17 protein-coding genes are annotated in these 19,628 nt (G+C 68.5%); 9 read left to right on the top strand and 8 right to left on the bottom strand.

All coding sequences use genetic code 11. The features are described 5' to 3' along the window. Nucleotides 1-180 precede the first annotated feature (180 nt). Together ASD84_RS13365 and ASD84_RS13360 are read right to left on the bottom strand one after the other, a co-directional pair. A complete protein-coding gene (locus ASD84_RS13365; RefSeq protein ID WP_056711332.1) occupies nucleotides 181-1,401 on the bottom strand; it encodes a globin domain-containing protein in 1,221 nt (406 codons plus the stop codon). 246 nt (nucleotides 1,402-1,647) lie between these two features. After that, a complete protein-coding gene (locus ASD84_RS13360) occupies nucleotides 1,648-2,304 on the bottom strand; it encodes a TetR/AcrR family transcriptional regulator (RefSeq protein WP_156391913.1) in 657 nt (218 codons plus the stop codon). Between the two features lie 110 nt (nucleotides 2,305-2,414). Between ASD84_RS13360 and ASD84_RS13355 the strand changes: the two genes are divergently transcribed. The 4 genes from ASD84_RS13355 (at nucleotide 2,415) to hrpB (ending at nucleotide 7,641) form a co-directional block, all read left to right on the top strand. Next, nucleotides 2,415-3,842 (top strand): carotenoid oxygenase family protein, encoded by a 1,428-nt coding sequence (locus tag ASD84_RS13355; RefSeq protein ID WP_056711328.1) that lies wholly within the window; start codon nucleotides 2,415-2,417, stop codon nucleotides 3,840-3,842. Continuing rightward, nucleotides 3,839-4,576 (top strand): nitroreductase family protein, encoded by a 738-nt coding sequence (locus tag ASD84_RS13350; RefSeq protein WP_200954568.1) that lies wholly within the window; start codon nucleotides 3,839-3,841, stop codon nucleotides 4,574-4,576. The genes ASD84_RS13355 and ASD84_RS13350 overlap by 4 nt, the downstream gene beginning before the upstream one ends. A gap of 154 nt (nucleotides 4,577-4,730) precedes the next feature. Beyond that, nucleotides 4,731-5,069, top strand: a complete 339-nt coding sequence (locus tag ASD84_RS13345) for a hypothetical protein (protein ID WP_156391911.1) — start codon at nucleotides 4,731-4,733, stop codon at nucleotides 5,067-5,069. A 37-nt stretch (nucleotides 5,070-5,106) separates the two neighbouring features. Further along, entirely contained in the window at nucleotides 5,107-7,641 is a 2,535-nt protein-coding gene (gene hrpB, locus ASD84_RS13340) for an ATP-dependent helicase HrpB (protein WP_235531109.1), read from the top strand. 40 nt (nucleotides 7,642-7,681) lie between these two features. On the opposite strand, the gene ASD84_RS13335 is transcribed toward hrpB, so the two are convergent. Then, on the bottom strand, nucleotides 7,682-9,307 hold the full coding sequence (locus ASD84_RS13335; protein WP_082573588.1) for a GMC oxidoreductase: 1,626 nt from the start codon (nucleotides 9,305-9,307) through the stop codon (nucleotides 7,682-7,684). Nucleotides 9,308-9,440: 133 nt separating this feature from the next. On the opposite strand from ASD84_RS13335, the gene ASD84_RS13330 reads away from it, so the two are divergent. Further along, a complete protein-coding gene (locus ASD84_RS13330) occupies nucleotides 9,441-10,028 on the top strand; it encodes a TetR family transcriptional regulator (protein ID WP_056711325.1) in 588 nt (195 codons plus the stop codon). A gap of 405 nt (nucleotides 10,029-10,433) precedes the next feature. Next, nucleotides 10,434-11,693, top strand: a complete 1,260-nt coding sequence (locus tag ASD84_RS13325; RefSeq protein ID WP_156391909.1) for a hypothetical protein — start codon at nucleotides 10,434-10,436, stop codon at nucleotides 11,691-11,693. Between the two features lie 86 nt (nucleotides 11,694-11,779). Here ASD84_RS13325 and ASD84_RS25115 read toward each other — a convergent pair whose 3' ends face one another. Beyond that, nucleotides 11,780-12,163: a hypothetical protein gene (locus ASD84_RS25115; RefSeq protein WP_156391907.1), complete on the bottom strand. Its 384-nt coding sequence runs from the start codon at nucleotides 12,161-12,163 to the stop codon at nucleotides 11,780-11,782. 116 nt (nucleotides 12,164-12,279) lie between these two features. Between ASD84_RS25115 and ASD84_RS13320 the strand changes: the two genes are divergently transcribed. After that, entirely contained in the window at nucleotides 12,280-12,858 is a 579-nt protein-coding gene (locus ASD84_RS13320) for a suppressor of fused domain protein (protein ID WP_156391905.1), read from the top strand. Nucleotides 12,859-12,918: 60 nt separating this feature from the next. Next, complete coding sequence (locus ASD84_RS13315; RefSeq protein ID WP_056711320.1) at nucleotides 12,919-13,335, top strand: hypothetical protein; 417 nt, start codon at nucleotides 12,919-12,921, stop codon at nucleotides 13,333-13,335. 365 nt (nucleotides 13,336-13,700) lie between these two features. On the opposite strand, the gene ASD84_RS13305 is transcribed toward ASD84_RS13315, so the two are convergent. The 4 genes from ASD84_RS13305 to ASD84_RS13285 all read right to left on the bottom strand — a co-directional run bounded on the left by ASD84_RS13305 (nucleotide 13,701) and on the right by ASD84_RS13285 (nucleotide 17,603). Further along, nucleotides 13,701-14,630 carry a hypothetical protein gene (locus ASD84_RS13305; protein ID WP_156391903.1) on the bottom strand — a complete coding sequence of 310 codons (930 nt, stop codon included), beginning with the start codon at nucleotides 14,628-14,630 and terminating at the stop codon, nucleotides 13,701-13,703. A 97-nt stretch (nucleotides 14,631-14,727) separates the two neighbouring features. Further along, nucleotides 14,728-16,569 carry an Ig-like domain repeat protein gene (locus ASD84_RS13300; protein WP_082573471.1) on the bottom strand — a complete coding sequence of 614 codons (1,842 nt, stop codon included), beginning with the start codon at nucleotides 16,567-16,569 and terminating at the stop codon, nucleotides 14,728-14,730. Between the two features lie 109 nt (nucleotides 16,570-16,678). Continuing rightward, nucleotides 16,679-17,401, bottom strand: coding sequence for a VOC family protein (locus tag ASD84_RS13290; protein ID WP_056711312.1), 723 nt, complete (start codon nucleotides 17,399-17,401; stop codon nucleotides 16,679-16,681). Nucleotides 17,402-17,423: 22 nt separating this feature from the next. Then, nucleotides 17,424-17,603, bottom strand: coding sequence for a hypothetical protein (locus ASD84_RS13285; protein WP_056711310.1), 180 nt, complete (start codon nucleotides 17,601-17,603; stop codon nucleotides 17,424-17,426). Between the two features lie 139 nt (nucleotides 17,604-17,742). Here ASD84_RS13285 and ASD84_RS13280 point away from each other — a divergent pair, with 139 nt between their 5' ends. Next, nucleotides 17,743-19,584: a GMC family oxidoreductase gene (locus tag ASD84_RS13280; protein WP_082573469.1), complete on the top strand. Its 1,842-nt coding sequence runs from the start codon at nucleotides 17,743-17,745 to the stop codon at nucleotides 19,582-19,584. The last annotated feature ends 44 nt before the right edge of the window (nucleotides 19,585-19,628 follow it).

Here is a 19,628-nt window from a genome sequence, read left to right as displayed (position 1 = left end):
CATCGACGCACCCACCGACCGGCAAGTTGCACTTTCAAGCATCGTTGTGGTCTGCGCCACTGTCCGCTAGACCTGTGTTTGACGGAGCGCCCAGGATCCCTCACTTACGCAGTCGAGTGTTTCCGGGCGCTTCGTCGACTACCTGGGACCTCGCGTTCTGATCGTGCAGCAGGCTCTGATTCAGGCCGAGGCCAGCCACTTGTCCGGCCCGAAGACCTCGTAGTGGATGTCGTCTTCGCCAACGTGCCGCTCAATCAGGGTGCGGCGTACGGACTCCATGAAGGGCAGCGGACCGCACAGGTACACCTGCGCGTCTGCTGGGATCTTCACCAGCCCGAGGTCGACCCGACCGGCGCTGAGGACGTCTCGGGTCGGCCGTACGCCGAGGTCCTCGTACCAGCGGTGCAGCGTGGCAGAGGGCAACGCAGCCACGAGTTCCTTCAGCTCCTGGCGGTGCGCGTGCCGGGCAGGCGAACGGTCGGCATGCAGGACCAGCACCTGACGCTTCGAACCGGTGCCGGCCAGGTAGTGCAGGATGCCGATGATCGGGGTGATGCCGATGCCGGCAGAGATCAACACCAGCGGGTCCTCGGAGTCCTGCAGGACCAGGTCGCCGAAGGGCGCCGACACCGAGATCTCGTCCCCCTCGAAGAGCTCCTGATGCAGGAAGTTGGACACCTCACCTGCCGGCACGGTGGCGCCATCGTCGCTTCGCCGTGCTGGGACTGCCTTGACCGAGATCCTCCATTCGCTGGCGTCCGGAGCGTGGGTGAGGCTGTACTGCCGAATCTGACGGGCGCCGTCGGGCAGGGTCACCTGCACGGAGACGTACTGGCCCGGACGGGACTCCGGCAGCGGGCTGCCGTCGGCGGTCCCGAGGACGAAGGACACCGTGTCGGGTGACTCCTGAAGGCGACTCCGTAGAACCAGCGTGCGCCAGACAGCACCGTCCGCCACGCCCGTCTCGGCGTACAACCGCTTCTCGATCGTGACCAGCGCACCGGCCATGTGCCAGTAGACCTCGTCCCAGGCGGAGGCGACCTCGGGGGTGACTGCGTCGCCGAGCACCTCCACGATGGCGGCGAAGAGGTGCTCGTGGACGATCGGGTACTGGTCCTCGGTGATGCCGAGGGAGGCGTGTTTGTGCGCGATGCGCCCCAGCACGTCGAGCGGGTCGCGTCCGTCATCGGCCACCAGGAGCGTCGCGTAGGCGGCGATCGCACCCGCAAGCGCGCTCTGTTGGTCCCCCTGGGCCTGGTTGCCCCGATTGAACAGGTCGCGCTCGAGCTCAGGATGGGCAGCGAACATTCGCTTGTAGAAGATCGGGGTGATGTCGCCGACGGCGGCACCGATGACGGGCAGCGTGGCCTTGACGACCTGGGCGGACCTGGTGGACAGCATGGGGCTCCGTGGGGTTTGTCGGGAAGCGTGAACGGATGCGCGGTCGCAAAGGGACGGCGTCATGTCCCTCACTGGAACACCCGCCGTCTGGCCCAGGTCAGTGCCAAAGGTCCCCAACAGGCTGCGATACGTCCTGCGCCGTGCAGTTCCACGCCGTGCTACGGAGCGCGTCCTACCGCCGCCACAGCCCGGACTCCGTCGCCGATCTGACGCCCGCGCGCCGCCCTATGACAGCCGGCTCGCGGGTCAGGCTTTGGTGACTCGGTCTCGGGCGATCTCAGCGGCCGACTCAGCGGACGTGATCATCATGGTGACGAAGTCGGCGATCAGTTGCTCCTTGTCGAGCTTCAACTGGCCGCCGACGAAGCTGATCATCAGCTCGATGAAGCCCCCGGAAAGCACGGAGGCGACGACATCGATGTAGGTGTCCTCCTCGGGCCAAGGCGCGAAGCTGTCCCGGGCCATGGCGGCCAGCAGGTCGGCGGTGGAGCGCATGATGGCCAGTCGGCGCTGCATGAGCGGTTCGCTTCCGAGCGCTTCCATGAACGCGAAGCGTGCCCTGCGCGGGTCACGCGTGAACTCCTCGACCAGCGCGCTCATCGCTGCGGTCGCTCGGTCCGGGAGGGTGCGGCCGGCTTCGGCGATGGCTGCGAACGCTGCCGTCATCGCCTCTTCGACGAGTTCGTCGAAAAGTGCCACGGCGAGGGCGTCGAGGTCGGTGAAGCTCTCGTAGAAGAAGCGTGAGGACAGCCCGGCCTCGCGGCAGACGCCACGCACGGTGGTGTTCGCCCACCCCTCGCCACCGATCAGCGCAAGGCCTGCGGCCATCAGTCGCGAACGTCGTTCCGCCTGTCGGTCGCTTGCGGAGACCCCGCCGTAGACACCGCTTGTCGTCTGGGTCACGTCGCTCCTCCCGCTGGTGGCAAGCCGTTGACAAAGTATCGCACCTTCGGAGACGATCGTATCCGGATACGTGCGTATCCGCACTTGGCAGTGTCGCCGAAGGAGTCATCATGACGCTCACCCAGGAGCAGCCCATCTCCCTCGCCCGAGAGTGGGGTCTCCACGAGCCGCTGCTCACCGAGCACGACCTGTCCGACATCCAGGTCGACGGCACGATTCCCAAGGACCTGGACGGGACGCTCTACCGGATCGGCCCGGGCAAGCTCCAGGTCGGCACCACGCTCCTGGACAACATCTTCGACGGCGACGGCATGATCAGCCGGTTCAGCATCCAGAACGGACGGGTCGACTTCCGCAACCGCTACGTCCGCACGCAGCACTTCCAGCACGGCCAGACCTCGGACCGGGTCAACTACCGCGGGATTGGAGCGATGCGCCCAGGCGGTCCGCTGGCGAACTTCCTGCGCCTCCCGGCGAACGTGGCCAACACCAACGTGATCCTGACCGGCGACGAACTCCTGGCGCTGTGGGAGATCGGGAAACCGCACCGGGTGGACCCCGACACCCTGGAGACGCTCGGCACCGAGGACTTCGACGGCACCTTGAAGTGGCTGGGCGCGTTCTCGGCCCACCCGAAGTGGGATCCGCACACGCAGGAGATGTTCAACTTCGGGCTCGACGTCCTGCCGTATCCGCAGATCCGCTGCTACCGCCGCAAGCGCGGCCGTCCGTTGGAGCAGTTCGCCACCGTCCCCATGCTCGACCTGCCTTGGAACCACGACATGGCGCTGACCGAGAACCACCTGGTCTTCGTGCTGGACCCGATCATGCCGAACCTGCGCAAGCTCGCCCTGTCACGCACGTCGTACCTGGACGCCCTGGACTACAAACCGCAGAAGGCCACCCGCTTCGTGCTGGTCCCGAGGAACGGCGGAAAGCCCCGCATCGTCGAGCACGACGCACTCATGCACTTCCACGTGACCAACGCCTACGAGGAGAACGGCGACATCGTCGTCGACCTCGTCAATTTCGGCCCCGATGCCTGGGACCGCCTCAAGGTCAACATCGGCGACGCCCGCAACGAGCACCCCTACCCCGAGAACAGGCTCACCCGCTACCGAATCACGCCCACCGGCCGAGTCATCGAACAGCAGCTCATCGACGGCACCGGCGAGTTCCCGCAGTACGACTGGCGATTGACCACGCGGCGCCACCGCTACAGCTACCTGAGCGGCTACAGCGCATCCATGCAGGACGGCAGCATCGTCAAGGTCGACAACGACACCGGGGCGGTCTCGAGCCACGTCGTCCCCGGCCACTCGTTGGGCGAGGCGCTCTTCGTGCCCCGCTCCCCCGATGCGGCCGAGGACGACGGCTGGCTCCTCGCGATGGCCCACGACAAAGCCGAGTCGCGCTCCAAGCTGCTCGTGCTCGACGCCCGCGACCCCGAGAAGAATGCGATAGCGACCATGCACCTGCCCTTCAACGTCCCGCTTGGCTTCCACGGCATGTTCACCCGTCGGCCGGTGAAGGCATGAGTGCGCCGACGCTGTCGTTCGGGATCGACGCCCCGGTGGCCGAGGTCATGTCGACGATGCGGGCGATGCGCAAGCTCAAGCCCGACCCGGTGCCCGAAGAACTCCTGGTCCAGCTCGTCGAGGCGGCCACTTGGGCACCGAGCGGGAGCAACGCCCAGGCCTACAGCTTCGTGGTCGTGACCGACCGGCAGAAGATGGCCGAGCTCGCCCGCCTCTGGGACGTGGTGGCCAACTTCTACCTCGGCACCGCCGGTAAGGCCGTGCCCGACAGCATGACCGAGGCGACGTACGAACGCATGCGCGAGGCGCTCCGCTTTCAGCGCGACCACTTCGCCGAAACGCCCGCGGTGATCGTCCCCTGCTACGACCTCGGCCCGTGGAGTCGCAAGGTCATGCGCAATGTCACTGAGCTCCGCAAGGCCACCTTCGAGCTGGGGCCTCGCCGCGCGATCAGCGTCGGACGCAACTACCACCACTTCAGCTCGATGGGAGCCGCGGCCAGCGTCTACCCCGGCGTGCAGAACCTACTGCTGACCGCTCGCGCCCTCGGACTCGGCGCCACCATGACCACCTGGCACCAGCTCATCGAAGACGAGTTCAAACAAGTCCTCGACATCCCATCCCACGTCCAGACCTTCGCCATCATCCCAGTCGGCTACCCGCGCGGGAACTTCGGTCCGGTCTCCCGCAAACCCGCAGCCGAGTCCATCCGATGGAACCACTGGGAGGCATAGAGCGCCCGCCTGCCACCCGCGTCATAGCGCCGCGATTCAGCGTCTCGAGAACTACGGGCATCAAGGCGACTTCCTGCGTTCGCCCACGAAACACCAATAGCCAGCCCTACGCTCCCGAGCGACTGCACAACTACTCTTGGGAGGCGACTTCGCCGTGACGCAGCTTTCGAACTACCCCGGTACGTGGATCAGCATCTTCACCCTGGGCATCGCCCGGGCAAGCTGGATTTCCTCGACCAACAAGACGCTGGGCCGTGGAGGCGCTGGCTTCCTCTTCGCCTGGTTCTTCATGGCGTTCGCGCAGTACGGCGTGACTGGCCGACTCAACGAGGCACTGGCCGCGGCGGGCTCGGCGCACCGCGAGTCACCGATCCTCGTCTTCCTGCTGACGGGCTTCCCGTTCATCGGCTCCAAGAAGCGCCTGCGTCGCGCGACGTCGTTCTACAACGACGCCCAGGCTGTCCGCAGCACCGGAGCCCCTGCTCCGGCCTGAACCGAGGAACGCACTCCGCGTCGGGCACACTGCACGAGTGTCCGACCCGCTGCGCAACCTGCTCGCCGCGCCGCCCGACCTCCCGGTCACCGCGGGCCTGGCTGCCCTCGACGAGACACTTCGTACGCGCGGAGTCGCGGTCGTCCAGGCACCGCCCGGTACCGGCAAGACGACCTTGGTGCCGCCTGCGGTTGCCGGGGTCGTCGCCGGACGGGTCGTCGTCACGCAGCCCAGCCGCATCGCGGCCCGGGCTGCTGCCCGTCGGCTGGCGCACCTGCTGGGCGAACCGGTTGGGGAGACGGTCGGATACTCCGTACGCGGAGACCGGCGCACCAGTCGGCGTACACGGGTCGAGGTCGTCACCACTGGCCTGCTGCTCCGGCGGATCCAGCACGATCCCGAGCTGGCCGGCGTCGGGGCCGTCGTACTCGACGAAGTGCACGAACGCCACCTCGATGCCGACCTGACCCTGGCGCTGCTGGTCGACGTACGGGCCAATCTGCGTGAGGACCTTGCCCTGGTGGCGATGTCGGCCACCATCGAGGCCGAGCGGACGGCCGCCCTGCTCGGTGGGAGCGGCGCTCCGGTGATCCGCGTCCCGGGTGCGCTTCACCCGGTCCAGGCTGTGTGGTGCCCGGTGCCTGCGGGAGTACGCCGTACCGACGACCGAGGAATCACCCCGGCCCTCCACGACCACGTCGCGGCGACGGTACGGCGCGCGCTCGCCGAGCACGAGGGTGACGTCCTGGTCTTCGTGCCCGGTGTCGCGGAGGTCGACGCGACGGTACGACGCCTCGCCGGCGTGGACGCGGACGTGCACGCCCTGCACGGACGGCTGTCCGGCGCCGAGCAGGACCGTGCGCTCAGCGAAGGGCCGCGCCGACGGGTGATTGTCTCGACCGCGGTCGCCGAGTCGTCGCTGACGGTGCCCGGGGTACGGGTCGTGGTGGATGCCGGATTCTCGCGCGAGCCACGTACCGACCACCGTCGCGGACTGGCTTCTCTCGTCACCGTCGCGGTCAGCCGGGCAGCGGCCGAGCAGCGGGCGGGACGGGCCGGGCGGCTGGGGCCGGGCGCCGTACTGCGTTGTTGGTCCGAGGCGGAGCACGCGCACCTGGCTGCTCACCCGGAGCCCGAGATCGCGACCGCCGACCTGACGGCCTTCGCCCTGGAGGTGGCGTGCTGGGGCAGTCACGACGTGCGCGACCTGGCGCTGCTCGACCAGCCACCGGCGCACGCGCTGTCGACAGCCAACGCGGTGCTGGTGGACCTGGGGGCGATGACCGAGGACGGGAGAGCGACCTCGCGCGGGCGGCTGATCGCCGGCGTACCGGCCGATCCCAGGCTGGCCCGTGCCCTCATCGACGGGGCCGGTCTCGTCGGGACGCGGCGGGCCGCAGAGGTGGTCGCGATGCTGAGCGAGGACGTGCGCGCTCCCGGCGGCGACCTGGTTGCTGCGCTCCGGTCACTGCGCTCTGACCAGCGGGCGGGCTCGTGGCGCAGCCAGGTCACCCGGCTGGAGAAGATCGTGGAGAAGGACGGCACCCCCGGCGGCCGGAAAGGGGCGTCGGACGCCCGAGCTCTCACCGATGACGTCGCGGTCGGGCTGGTGGTGGCCCTGGCGCATCCGGACCGGATTGCGCGCAAGCGCTCCGGTACGTCGAGCTACCTGATGGCGGGCGGTACGGGCGCGGCACTCGATCCGCGTGCCCCGGGCCCCTTGGCCGGACTCGAGTGGCTCGCGATCGGGGACGCGGATCGGCGGCCGGGGGAACGTGAAGCCCGGATCCGAGCGGCGGCCCCGCTCACCGAGGACCTCGCGCTCGAGGCGGCGGCGTCCCTGTGGACCGAGGTGGACGAGGTCACCTGGACGGGCGGGCGGGTGGTGGCTCGCCGACGTACGTTGCTCGGCTCGATCGAGCTCAGCTCCGTCCCGCTCAGCGATCCACCGGCGCAGGCCGTGAGCGATGCGATCCGAGAAGCCGTGGCGAACGAGGGAATCGCCCTCTTCTCCTGGTCGGAGGCAGCCACGGCGTTGCGCGCCCGCCTCGACTTCCTGCACCGCGCGCTCAGCGACCCGTGGCCCGACGTGAGCGACGTGGCGCTGACGCAGAACCTCCAGGCGTGGCTCGGTCCGCAGCTCGCGCGGGTCCGCTCGGCGCAGGACCTTCGTCGTATCGACATCGTTGCCGCGCTGCGGGCGACGGTGCCGTGGCCGCAGGCGGGCAGGCTCAACGACCTGGCTCCCGAGCGCGTGGAGGTCCCCAGTGGGTCGAGCGTGCGGATCGACTACTCGCAGGAGCAACCGGTGCTCGCCGTACGGCTGCAGGAGGTGTTCGGCTGGACGGCAGTGCCCGTCCTCGCCGACGGCCGGGTCCCGCTCCTGCTGCACCTGCTCTCCCCCGCGCGACGTCCCGCAGCGGTCACGGCAGACCTGGAGTCCTTCTGGGACAACGGGTACCCGGGCGTGCGTGCTGACCTGCGCGGGCGCTATCCGAAGCACTCGTGGCCCGAGGATCCTCGCAACGCGCCAGCGACCGCACGGACGAACAGGCCTCGGCCGCGAAGCTGAGTGCTGGCGCTGGCTCCTGCCAAGGCGCCGCAGCGCAAGGTCAGATCAGCGTGCCGACGTCGTTGCGCACGATGTTGTCGAGAGCGCGTTCGGCGACGGCGGCGATCGTCATCGACGGGTTGCACCCGGCGGTCGTTCCCGGGATCAACGCACCGTCCAGGACGTAGAGCCCCCGCTGACCCAGCACGCGGCCGTCGAGGTCGCAGGTCGTACCCATCGAGGCACCGCCGAGCGGGTGCCAGGTGCTGGGTACGACGAGGTGCGTGTCCAGCACCGGACCCGTGAGCCCGGCGGTCGCGCGGATCCGCTGCCCGATCCGTCGGTGAACTGCGGTGTCGCCGTTCGCCGGCCAGTCGAGGACGGCACGACCGGTCAGGTCGTCGTACCGGAACTGTCCGCGGCCCTCGCTGACGCCGAATCCGACGAGCATCGTGGCGACGTTGGTCGCCAGCGGCACCGGCGGGATCGACGCCTGGATGATCGTGTTGGCCAGCGCCGGGTCGGCCCATTCCTTCGAGCCGTAGACGACCGGGCCACCCTGGGCTGCGCCGAAGTTGTCGATCAGATCGGTCCAGACGTAGATGCGGTCACCGTTGGTGCCCCAGTCGGTGCCGAGCTCGTCGGGCAGGTCAGTGACGGTCCCGCGGGCCCGAGCCTCGACGAGCAGCCGAGTCGTGTTCATGGTGCCGGCGGCCATGATCAGCGCACCGGTGGTCATCTCGATCCGCTCGAGGACCTTGCCGGACTCGTCGGTCCGGTTGACGGTGAGCACCCACGACCCGTCTGCCGACCGGGCGACCCCGGTGACCTCGTGCAGGGTCCGGACCGTGACGTTGCCGGTCGCGATGGCACTGTCGATGTAGGTGACGTCGACGCTGTGCTTGCCGCCGTTGTTCACACCCATGGCGCCCGCGCCGTTGGTGTACGCCGGCGTCATCTCGCCACGGAGCTCGGCGAGCGCATAGTCCCAGTCGATCGGCATCGGGATCTTCTCGACGCTGAACCCGGCCCTCTCCGCTTGCCGCTTGAACACGCGCGGCGCCTTGTAGTTGGGGGTGTTGACCAGCTCGTCGGGCGCAGTCTCGACCTGCAGCATCTGCGCGACCCGGGGGTAGTAGGTCCGGTCCATGAGCTCGTAGTCGAGACCCCCGGGCATGACCTGCTCGAAGACCTGGGCGGCAGGCTGCAGCGTCATGCCCTGGTAGACGAGTGAGCCGCCACCCACACCCGCGGCACACATGGCGAGCATGTTCTTGCCGAGGACCGGCTCGACGAGTCCGACGTACGGACTCACGTCGAGCAGGCCGCCCGTCGCCGGCCCCAGGGCGCCACCGAGCAGTCGCAGCGTGGCCTGCACCGCTTCCGGCGTGGTGCCGTGCCAGAGGAGCTTCTTGTCGGGCGCGAGCACGTTGGGGAACGTGATCGAGTTCGGCCCGGTGCGCCACCAGCGGCCGCGCTCGAGCACGGTGACAGGAACGCCCGCCTGGCTGAGCCGCAGCGCGCTCACGCCGCCACCGAAGCCGGACCCGACGACGATGACGCGGTGTCGCTCCTGGACGACGGGCACCGACCCTTCGGCTGCGCGGGCCGGGGCGACCGAACCCGTCGTGGCGGCCACGGCTGCAGCCACGGCACCGGTGAGGAAGGTACGACGAGAGGGGTGCATGGAGTCTCCGATGGAGGAGTAGCGGCATGGGAGCACGCTGAGTGTCATTCGGTGACCTGAGTGACACTCAGTGCCAGCACAGGCTAGGGCATGTCCCTGCCGAGCACCACGACCCGCCGGTACGGTGACCCCCATGTCCGAGCCCGCCGACTCCACCCTGCGCACCTTCGCGCGCGGCGCGATCCGGGGCCACGTGCTCGAGCAGGCGTGGTTGTTGTTCGCCGAGCACGGGTTCGATCAGGTCACCGTCGAACAGATCGCCACCGCCTCGGGCATGTCGCGACGCACGTTCTTCCGCTACTTCCCGAGCAAGGATGCGCTGCTCGGCGAGTTCCTTGCCGACGTCGGTCAGCAACTCGCCGACCAGATCGAAGCCCAGCCCGCCGAACAGCCAGCTTGGACCGCCCTGAGCGTGGTGCTGGTTGACCTGGCTCGCGTCGCGGACGACTCCCCCAGCCTGGCTGCCCAGGTCCTGGACATGCTCAAGCCCGCCTCCACCCGGGCCTTCGTCGAGCAGCGCCGCCAGCGCTGGATCGACTTGTTCGCTCCCCTGGTCGGCGCCCGGCACCCCGACCTCACACCGATGGCGCAGGTGGCCATTGCCGCCTGCGCGGTCGCCTGCCTGGATGCGGCGCAGGAGCACTGGCGCGCCAACCCCGGCAGCTCCTACGCGGACTACCTGGACGAGGCGCTGCGATCGATGGCGCCAGTACTGCCCTGACACCAGCCAGTTCCCCAGTCTGTCCTGGGTGAGGCTGCAATCCGCCGCGTCTGCACTAGGTCGGAACCGCACGCACATGCCTGCGGGCTGGCTGCTGGGACAGCCGCCGGGTCGATCGCCCACCGCGGCCTGACGTCTCAGCCCGGTTGGGCGGAATCGGCGTCCGGAACGGCCTGGACTGCGCCATTTCTGCCCAACCGGCGGAGTGCGATCACCGTCATAAGGAGGACCGCACGGATCTGCCTCTGTCGGCGGTATTGAGGAGTTGAGGGTCTCTCGATGTGGTGCGGGTCTGTTGGCCGCGAGTCCCTGCGCCGCCCGCCATACTTGGCGTGCGAATCGACAAAGCTGCCAAGAAGGGACGGTCCGCCCGCTGTGGCATACCCCGCTGATGATGATCGGTCGGTGCATTACACGCTCAGCGCCTTCAAACGAGCCGGGTTCGTAGGTGGCGGCAGGTTGCTGTGGCTCGACACCTCCGACGACTGGGCCACGGCACGCGATGCGCTGGCGGATGTCCTTGCGCACGAGATCTGGCCGCTCTTGGGCGAACTCGAAGACGACCACAAGCTCTACCTGCAGATCGCCGAGCCCGTCCCGGGGCCACGAGGCCCCCTCGCAGTGGTCGACGAGTGCGAGCCCGCGAAGGCGTTGACCCACCTGCTGGAGGTTCTGGCTGCCGGGCTGTATCAGCGGGGCGTGTCGGGAACGCTGCGACCAGCCAAGGACGAGAGCCACCCCTACTTCGACAACCGCTCGAAGCCCGCGCTCAGCGCGATGTTCGTGCTTCCGATCGACGTCGAGGCCTACTTCACGTCGATGCCCTACGAAGGAGGTGTACCCCGAGAGGGTTGGTGGGTCGAGGCAACGGCGACGCGAGAGGCCTTGGCGCCGATCGTCGATTGGGTGATTCAAGGCGGAACCGACTACTGGATGACCATCGACTCAGCGCAGTTCCACATCGATCCCACAACCGCGTTGGACATGCTGTGCTCGACCCTGGGGCACGGCAAGTCCAACCGACTCCGGTTTCGAGCAACGAGCGGCGACACAGCTCTGCGGCAACTGCACACCCAAGACACCGGCCTGATCATCGCGACCGAGTACGAACGCTCGGTCCCACGCGAGGACCAACTGAGCGACGTGAGAGGTCTACTCGAGGCCGTCGGCCCGCTGGCATCAGTCAGCTTCGTCAAAGGCTTGAGCACAATGCCAAACGACCGGGGCGACGTATTCGCCCGATTTTGGCCACCCGCACCGATGACAGCCAACGACAGGTACGCCCGACTCGGATTCCGTGCCCGTCATCTGCTCGCCGACCATGTCTTCGACGCGTACGTCGACCAGGTCCTTTCCACCAGCCAACTCGAGAAGACCCGCCTCGATCGCACCCACTGGACAACCGCTGACCTGGGCAACGGCTTCCACCGGGTCACTCATGTCGACCCGACAGCATGGTTCGCACCAACGGACGACATCGGCGAAGCCCTTGCTTGGAGGATGGAGCCCACGATCCTCAAACAGGCGCGATCAGAGTTCGGGCAAGCGATCATCACACCCCAACTGATCTTCGAGAACCCACCGCCGATGCCGTCCGGGTACTTCGAGGCCTTCTGCAAGACGTTCAACTTCGACCCGGATCCGTCGGCCGACAACGACCACTAATGGCCCGTTTGATGTCCGACACCGAGAGGCGTTCAGTTCCGAACGCTCGACCATGCCGCCGATCGGTCGCTCCGAGTCCAGTCCGATCAGGAGCGTGGGGTGTAACCACCAAGATGCCTGCCAGCAAGCCGCCACCAGCGAGTCAGCAAGACGCCGGCCAGCGTGGCGAGGCCGAGCACGGCCCAGGCGAACATCCTTGCGTCAGCCGCGTGGTCGCTGCGTCCGTTTGTTGCAACAGCCAGCCAAAGCAAGGCAGCAAGAAGAGCCAGCACAGCGCTGACATATCCACTCTTCATCAGCACCCGATGGTGGCCACGACGTGCGGCCGACGAGGGGCGGCGAAACGCGGACTCCTTGGCGCTCCTCGTCGCAGCGTCACCTGCGACATTCAGGAGTGTGTCCAGAAGTAGGTACCCGACGCCAGCAACCAATAACGCGGCGGCGGCCGCGACAGGGGGCCAGGTGTCCATGTCGCAAGAGTGTCATGGCGTCGTCTGCAGCCTCGGCGATCCGCACTCACACGCCGCGTTCAGCTCTGTCCTGCCGATGAGCGAGCGTGCCAACTCCCGCACCCTAGACTCGCGCGGTGCCTGACTTTCTGCCGTGTGACGATGTGTGTGGTGCGCTTGAGGAACACGTCCGGCGCTTCTTCGCGGGGCGCACGATCGAAGCCTTCACCTGGCACGCTGGTCCGATCCTCGAGCAGAACCCGCACTTTCGAGTGTTGCGCATGGCCCCGTCGACTCCCGCCGACGTGTGGGTCTATGCATCGGTCGGTGGCTGGGCCGCGACGGCCGACAAGAATTTCGGGTTGGAGTTCGTGATCTGCACAGCCAACGCGGATGACCGTGCCGTTGAACTACTGGCAATGACCGTGTTCTACCACCGTGGTGGACGTCTCGACCTCGGACACACGATGCCCATCGGCGAACCATGGCTTCCCGGCGCGACGTGTGATCACCTCTTGGTCAGTCTGCCGTACCCCTTCGGTCCGGATCTCCAGACCTGCCACGTCGGCGACCGACACGTCGAATTCCTGTGGCTCCTGCCGATCAGTGAGGCGGAGCGGTCGTTCAAGGTGGCACAGGGGGTCGAGGCCCTGGAGACTCGATTCGACGAGGCCGGGCTTCACTATTGGAAGGTCGACCGAGACTCCGTGGTCTAGGCGACCGCCCTGACCTGCTGCGCCCCGCGGTCGAGGCCGGTTGGTCGGTAGCCTCCGTGTGTGGCCGCTGACGCAACGGAATGTGACTGGCGCGCGACCGACCCCGTGACCGGCGAGTTTCGCACGCGACAGGAACGGACTGATGCCCTGGTGTTCATCGAGCGAGTGGAACTTCTCAGCCAGGTGGGGACGGGATACGCAGAAGTGTCACTCGCAGGCCGCGTGTTTCCCATGCTTGCGCTCTCGTTCAGTGGCGACAACGGCGTGGTCCATCAATTCGCGTCAGCCGAGCGCACCCTTCTCTTGCGCGGGGGCGGCTCAGTGAATGGTGATGTCGCGGTCGAGGTTCCCATCCTCGAGGGGAGTCATCCCTTCACCGGCGACTTCGTCTCTACCGCCCGGCGTGCGCGCAAGATCGTCGAGGACTTCGTCGCAGGTGTTGAGCCCGCGTCGCTTGGTCAGTGGGACGAGCTCTAGCCGGGTCCAGCAAGAGCTCACTCATGCCGCGTTTAGGCGCCGGGCCAAGCTTCGCGGAACTCGTCAAGCCAAGTGGCGAAGTCCTCGGTTCCATAGAGGTACGTGCTGGGTCCCGTCTGTGCGTCGGCGATCGCGAGAGCTGAGAGCGCGTCCTCGGTCGCTTCGTTCCATGACGCGGGGTCCGGCGCCTCATACAGACGTCTCACTACCCAGGTGCTGGCCTCCGCGGGTGATGTGGTGCCTCGGAGCAAGCCTTCTAGAACCAACTTGATCTCGTCGCGGGTTGGAATGGGCACGCTCCAGTCTCCATCACCGACGCACTGACATGCCGCCTTTCACTCTCCCACGGAAGCCGGCCGGTGGGGCTACTCGTCCGCCATGAGCGTGTTGAGAACGTCCGTGAAAGCAGGGCCTGCGTGGATGGCGATCGCGCCCGTTCCATCGATGCGGGTGAGCTGCTCGTAGCCGGACCCGTCCCACCAGTAAACGTGCGGACTGACGGGGCCGGGCGAGTCACTGAAGCCCATCACGGTGAAGTGGGCCATGCCGTTCAGAGCGGTGATGACAGAGCTGTCGCGGATCATGTGCCACACGACCTGGTGACGGTTCGGAACGCTCATCAACCATCCGAAGTCGGACACGTCCTCTCCGGTCAACTGCGTTGCGAGTCCCGGGAGAAGCAGGGCCCGGCTCCCCGTGTAGACGGAGTCGCCCAGCAGCGCGGTGAACCTTCCACCACCCGGCCCATCCAGGGTCTCGAGCCTCTCCGCTGGGAGCGCGGCCAGGTTCGCCACCCCGTGCGCCCGGATGCTCTCCCAGTTGCCGAGCCTGGCGGCGTTCTCTCGATTGAAGACCGCGACGGTCTCGGGCAGGTCGAGCGCGAGCATCTCGACGATTCCGGGGGCGAACTGACTGTGCGGGTAGTCCTCAAGAGAAGGAAGTGCATCGTCGGGATACAGGCGTGCGAATGTGCGGCTGGCGGCTTCATCACGATCGATGCCCTCGAAAGGATCCGGAGCATCCAGGCTCGCGACCACTCGGCGTACGTGCTCACGAATCAGACGGCGCCACTCTGGGCGCCGCTCGTCTGCGCACTGGGTGGCGATGTTCCAGAACCCGAACTGGCGGCCGGTGTCGTCAACGGCGTGGTCGGGGTGGATCACCACTTCGAGCCCGAGCTCGGCAAAGGCCACACGTACGAGTGAACGGAACTCGTTGGCCTCTGATGCGGTCAGGACAGTCAGTGCGTCATCGGGTTGTTCCGGTTCGACAGATCGCTTCTTGAACAGGCCCACGTCAGCTCCCGATCGTCTGATTGGCGCTGGCCGCCGACCGGCCAGTCGCACGCAGCATTGCAGAACCGGAGGGATCCCTCGGTCCGAACCGGCTGCGTCAGCGCCGGTCGAGCACGTGCGCCGTACGCGCGGTCTCGGACCTGTTCCCAGCGTTGTCGGTAGCGCGGACCCGGACAGCGATCCGGCCCTGGGTCAGGCCCACGACCGGCGACTTCCAGACGCCGTTGGTGACGGCGACGGTCCGCGGGGTCGCGACGTTCCAGGCAGCAGTGGTCGAGCTCGTCCTGACCCAGCGGCCGGTGCTCGCCTGGTAGCCGTACCAGCCGGTGCCGCGCTTCTCGATGACGCGGACGCTCACGTTCTTCACGCCGTCGCCGGAGTCGCGGGCCGTGCCGGTCAGGGTGCGCCAGGATGCGACGCGGTAGGCCGCAAGGCCCCTGGGGACGGTGATCGTGGCGGTCGGTCGGACGACATCGGTCAGCAGCACGCTCAGCGTGAGCTCGAGGGAATCGGTGAACGGCACGTCCTGCGCGTCACTCACCTCGAAGGTGACCGCGCCACCAGAACTGACGGCCGTCGGCGTACCGGAGAGGGCACCGTCCGGCGAGAGGGTCATGCCGGGCGGAAGGCTGCCGGCGGTGACGTGCCACGTATACGGGCCGAGACCGTCCTCGGCGGTCAGCTGCGCCGAGTACGGCGATCCGGTCTGGCCGCCGGGGAGTGAGGTCGTCGTGACGTGGACCGGCTTGTGGGCCACGGCGTACGTCGTACCGAACTCGGCCGGGGCAAGGAGCACGTCGCCGGAGTAGGTCGCGACCACGTCGTGGCTCCCGGGTGCCAAGGCAGACGTCTCGCAGACGGCCTCGCCCGCGACGAGAGCAACCGCTTCGCAGTCCGGGATCGTCGTCTCGCCGTCGGTGAACGCGACCGTGCCGGTCGCCGTCGCCACGGTGCTGGTGACCTCCGCAGTGAAGGTGACGCTGTCGCCGTCAACGCTGCCGCCGTCCGGGGCAGCGGTCAGTGCCGTCTCCGGAGCGGGGCGGTCGTAGGTCACCGTGACCACGCCGTCGCCGTTGCGGACACCGGTCTCGGCAACGACATCGGTCGAGGCCGGGTCAGCAAAGCCGGAGCCACCGGCGCCACCGTGGAAGGCACCACCGCCGCCTCCGCCGTAGTAGCCGCCACCGCCGCCGGCACCGCTGAAGTACGGGTTGTAGGGGCTGTATCCGCCACCGCCACCCTGGCCCGGGGCACCGGCGTCGGCCGGACCGCCGCCCGCCGTACCGAAGGCGAAGTGGGCCTCGTTGCGTCCGCCGGCGCCACCGGCCGTCGGCGAGGCACCCTGCGCCCCCGAGTCGCCGTACTCGGTCCAGACGCTCTCGACCCCGCCGTTGCCACCACTCTGGGCGGCGCCGGCTCCGTCACCACCCTGGATGTTGGATCCTCCGCCACCCCCACCGCCGGCGGCCACGAGCAGGTCACCGTCAGCGTCGAAGACGAACGAGCCGCCGCCGCCCGAGCCGAGGTAGCTCTGGCCACCGCCCGAGGCACCACCACCGCCGTACGTGGCGCCGGTCCCCGGCGATCCGGACTGGCCGACGAGAAGGTCGACGTGGTCTCCCGGCGTGACGGCGAGCGTGGCCGCCGTACGACCGCCCTTGCCGCCGTAGGAGCTGTTGTACCAACCGTTGTTCGAGCCCTGCGCGCCGTACACGTCGAGGTCGACCGACGTCACGCCCACCGGGACAGTGAAGGTGGCCGGGCCGCCGGTGTGGTCAAAGGTCACCGAGCAGGACGCCGTCGTCGACGAGCAGACCGGCGTCGGGGCGGGCAACGGGTCGGCCGAGGCCGGCGTCGCGGCCATGGCCACCAGCCCGCCCACCGTCAACGACGTGGAGACGACCAGCGCGGGCAGACGGAAAGATGACGAGCTGAGCACGGGGTCCTCCAAGGGACACCTGGGCTTCCCCAGGCGCGCGACTCGGCGGACGAGTTCCACCGGCACCTGAGTGCATCGGCCGTCAGCACCGATTCATGACCGGTACTGCTCAGTGCGTCGACGCCCGCAGCACGCAGAACTCGTTGCCCGACGGATCCGCGAAGTGCCGCCACGGCAGCTCGCCCCAGTCGAACTGCAGCTCGCGGCCGCCGTGCTCGGTGATGCCGCGGGCGACCTCGTCCTCGTCGTCGCCGGGCTCCAGCCGGACGTCGAGGTGGGTCCGGTTCTTCGCCGCCCCCTTCGGGCCCGCCTCCGCGGACAGCTCGAGCAGCGGACCGTACAGCGAGGGATGGCGCAGGCTCATCAGGCCGCTCCCCCGCACCGGAACCCAGCCGGTCAGCCACTCCCAGAACTCGACGTCCCGCTCGGCATCGGCCACCTGGAGCGTCAGGCCCGCAACCGGCCCCGTGCCGTCGTACGACGACCGCTCCTCGAGCACGCAGAAGGCATTGCCCGCGGGGTCGGTGAGCACCACCCACGGCACGTCCCCCTGGCCGACGTCCGCGGGGCTCGCCCCCAGCGAGATCAGACGCTCCACCACCGCAGCCTGCTCCGCGCCGCCGTACAGGTCGAGGTGGAGGCGTTGGGGCTCGACGGGTTGGTCGGGCACTCGCTGGAAGCAGAGGTCGAGCACCGGGCCGTCCGGCACGGCCAGCCGGGTCTCGAATCCCTCGGCCACGTCGGTCAGACGCTCGGTACCGAGCGCGGCCTCCCAGAACCGTCCGAGTGCCTGCGGGGCCGTGGCGTCGAAGACGACGTTCTCCAGGAACATGGCGCCACCGTAGGCACGCCGCTCAATCCCGCGGCTGCACCTCGGCCTCGCCGACCGGTGACTCCGCTGCCTCGGCCGCTTCGCGCGCCGCTCGCTCGGCCTCGCGGTTGAACAGGTACACCTGTCCGCAGACGGGGTACTCCGTCGGCGGCGGGACGGCCTGAGCTGCCGCTGCGCGCTTCGCCTTGCGTCGTCCGAACATGCCGTTCCTCCTCCGACGAGGGTACGGGTCTCGAGACGGTTGCTGCGCAACCTCCTCGACCAACGGGCGACGGTTGCTGCGCAACTCCTCGACCAGCGAGAGCCTTCCCGGCGGGTCGTCGCGCTGCTAGTTTCGCGAGATGGTCGAGTCTGCTGATTTCGTCGTTGTCGGTGCGGGTTCAGCAGGAGCGGTGGTGGCCGCGCGACTCTCCGAGGATCCGGCCACCCGGGTCATCCTGATCGAGGCAGGCGGTACACCGCCGCCTGCGGAGCTCATGCCCGCGGCGTGCCCGGTCCTGCAGGTGAATCCCGAGACGGACTGGATGTTCACCGCCGACGCCGGCGGGTGCGGACTGGGCCTGGACGGCGGCCGGATGATGGTGCCGCGCGGCCGGATGCTCGGTGGCTCCTCCGGCATCAACTACATGGCCTACGTCCGCGGCCACCCCGGTGACTTCGACGCGTGGGCCGAGGGCGGCGCCACCGGCTGGAGCTACGACGAGGTGCTGCCGTACTTCCGCAAGAGCGAGGGCCTCGTCGCGTCCGACGACATCACGATCGACGCCGAGGCCCACGGCACCGAGGGCCCGCTCGGGGTCGCCGTACGAGCGCCCGTCGTGGCGGGGGCCAGGGCGTTCGTCGACGCGGCCGTCGCAGCCGGCATCCCGGAAGGCGACTACAACGGCCGCGACCGCGGCGGTCCCGCGGGCCTGGTCTCGCTGCTGCAGACGACGACGCAGGCCGGCAAGCGCGCCAGCACGTACCACGCGTTCCTCGAGGGCAAGCCCGAGATCCGCCCCAACCTGATGGTGATCACGCACGCCCAGGTGACCCGGATCGTGCTCGAGGGCGAGCCGGGTGCGCTGCGCGCCACCGGGGTCGAGTACGTCGACGAGGACGGCGCCACGCAGGTCGCCGGAGCCCGCAACGAGGTGATCGTCAGCGCCGGCGCCATCGCGTCGCCGCAGCTGCTGATGGTCTCGGGCATCGGTCCGCGCGAGCACCTCGAGTCGCTCGGCGTCACCTGCCAGGTCGACGCCCCCGACGTCGGCCAGCACCTCAAGGACCACCTCCAGTTCGGGCTGTTCGTCCCCGCGCCAGGACTCGGCGTCTCGATGGTGAGCATGGGCATCGCGATGGGACCGGACGCGCTGCGTGCACCGGCCGGTCCGCTGCCCGCCGACCCGGCGGACGACGTCTCCCTTCCTCCCGAGCTGGAAGGACTCCGCGCCGAGGCGGTGCGCCAGGTCACCGAGTGGGCCACCGAGGGCACCGGCCTCGCCTCGTCCTCCCTGTACGACGCCAGCGCGTGGTTCTCCACCGGCCTCGGCGACCCGCACACCCACGACGCGCAGATCGGGCTCTTCGCGTGCGGCTACAACGCGCCCATCTGGCAGGGCGTGCTGCGGGTCGACCCGGCGACGTACTTCGCCGACCCGGAGACCACCCTCTCCCCCACCGCCGAGAGCCTGCTCGTGCTCGCCAACCCCGTGCAGCCGCACAGCGAGGGCGAGATCCTGCTGGCCAGCCCCGACGCGCGCGTCGCGCCCGACATCCGGATGAACTACTACGGCGACCCACACGACATGGCCGTGATGATCGCGGTCGTCCGCCGGACGCTCGACATCGTCGACAAGCTGCGCGAGACGCACGGCGTCGGCGACGTGCTCGTCCCGCCCTTCCTGGCCGACAAGCACGGCCACACCGCCGGCGGCGAGCTGAGCGACGCGCTGATCGAAGACCTCGCACGGCACTACTCGTTCACCGTCTACCACCACACCAGCACCTGCCGGATCGGCTCCGTCGTCGACCCGCAGCTGCGCGTGCTCGGAGTCGACGGCCTGCGCGTCGCCGACGCGAGCGTGATGCCCAACGTGGTCAGCGGCAACACGAACGCCGCGGCGATCATGATCGGCGAGAAGGCGGCCGAGGTGATCGCGAGGGAGCACGGGTTGTCGTTGGAGGAGTTCGTCGGCGCTTGACGTCCCCGTTCCCCAACCATACATTCACGTATCGGATGTATGGC

The organism is Nocardioides sp. Root682 (genome assembly GCF_001427795.1).
In the GTDB taxonomy this organism is placed as follows: Bacteria; Actinomycetota; Actinomycetes; order Propionibacteriales; family Nocardioidaceae; genus Nocardioides.
This window is presented reverse-complemented; position numbering and strand designations above follow the sequence as displayed.